Origin of the sequence: Plantactinospora alkalitolerans (assembly GCF_015690345.1) — a bacterium.
In the GTDB taxonomy this organism is placed as follows: Bacteria; Actinomycetota; Actinomycetes; order Mycobacteriales; family Micromonosporaceae; genus Plantactinospora; species Plantactinospora alkalitolerans.
The window spans coordinates 1-1343 of the sequence record NZ_JADPUN010000013.1 but is presented as its reverse complement, the minus strand read 5'-3'; the positions used below and the strand labels follow the sequence as shown (position 1 = coordinate 1343).

Here is a 1343-nt window from a genome sequence, read left to right as displayed (position 1 = left end):
GACGTTCCTCGGCCAACGGCTCCCGGACTACATGGTCCCGACCACGTTCGTGTCCCTGCCAAGCCTGCCGTTGACGGTCAACGGCAAACTCGACCGGACCGCCCTACCCACACCCGACCACACCACCAGAACCACCACCAACCGACCACCAACCACCCCCCACGAAGAACTCATCTGCACCGCCTTCACCGACGTACTCGGCATCGACACAATCGGCATCGACGACAGCTTCTTCGAACTGGGCGGACACTCACTGCTCGCGGTACGGCTCATCTCGCGGATCCGGGCCACCCTCGGCGTGGAACTGCCCATGCGCCTGCTCTTCGAACGGCCCACGCCGGCCGCGCTCGCCGTGAGCCTTGCCTCAGCTGCCGATGGCAGGCCTTCCCTGCGGGCCTGGGACCGCCCGGAGCGGGTGCCGTTGTCGTACGCGCAACGCCGGCTGTGGTTCCTGGCCCAGTTGGAGGGACCCAGCTCGACCTACAACGTCATGTCCGCGGCCCGGCTGTCCGGCGAGGTGGACGCCGACGCTCTGGCTGCGGCCTTGCGGGATGTGGTAGGTCGGCACGAATCGCTGCGGACGGTGTTCACGGTCGCGGACGGTGAGCCGTACCAGCGGATTCTTGCGGCGGATGAGCCGGCCTTGGAGCTGGAGACAGTTCGGGTTCAGCCAGAGGATCTGGCCGGCGCGGTGGGCCGGGCCTCGCAATACGCGTTCGACCTGTCGGCGCAGCCGCCGGTTCGAGCCTGGCTGTTCGAGTCGGGTGCGGACGAGCGGGTGCTCGCGTTGGTGGTGCATCACATCGCCAGTGACGGCTGGTCGGTCGGGCCGCTGCTGCGGGATCTGTCGATGGCATACGGCGCGCGGCTTGGCGGTGAAGCACCGTCGTGGGAGCCGTTGCCGGTGCAGTACGCGGACTATGCGTTGTGGCAGCGGGAGTTGCTGGGTACGGAGTCGGATCCGGACAGCTTGTTGTCGGCGCAGGTGGCGTACTGGCGCCAGGCCCTGACCGGTGTGCCGGAGGAGCTGGCCCTGCCGGTGGATCGGTCGCGTCCGGCGGTACGCGGCCACCGTGGTCATGCCGTTCGCCTGAGTATTCCGGCGGAGGTACATGGGCGGCTCGCGGAGTTGACCCGCACCGAGAATGTCACCGCGTTCATGGTGGTGCAGGCGGCTCTTGCGGTGCTGCTGTCGCGGTTGGGTGCGGGTACGGATATTCCGATCGGGTCGGCGGTGGCGGGGCGTACGGATGAGGCGCTTGATGATCTGGTCGGGTTCTTTGTCAACACGCTGGTGATCCGTACTGATCTGTCGGGGGATCCGGGGTTCCGGCAGGTGTTGG

The 1343-nt window shown here is 67.5% G+C and carries 1 protein-coding gene; it reads left to right on the top strand.

The features are described 5' to 3' along the window. Positions 1-49 precede the first annotated feature (49 nt). Positions 50-1343, top strand: a 1294-nt coding sequence (locus I0C86_RS00065) for a condensation domain-containing protein (RefSeq protein WP_323373383.1), incomplete at its 3' end; no start/stop codon positions are given.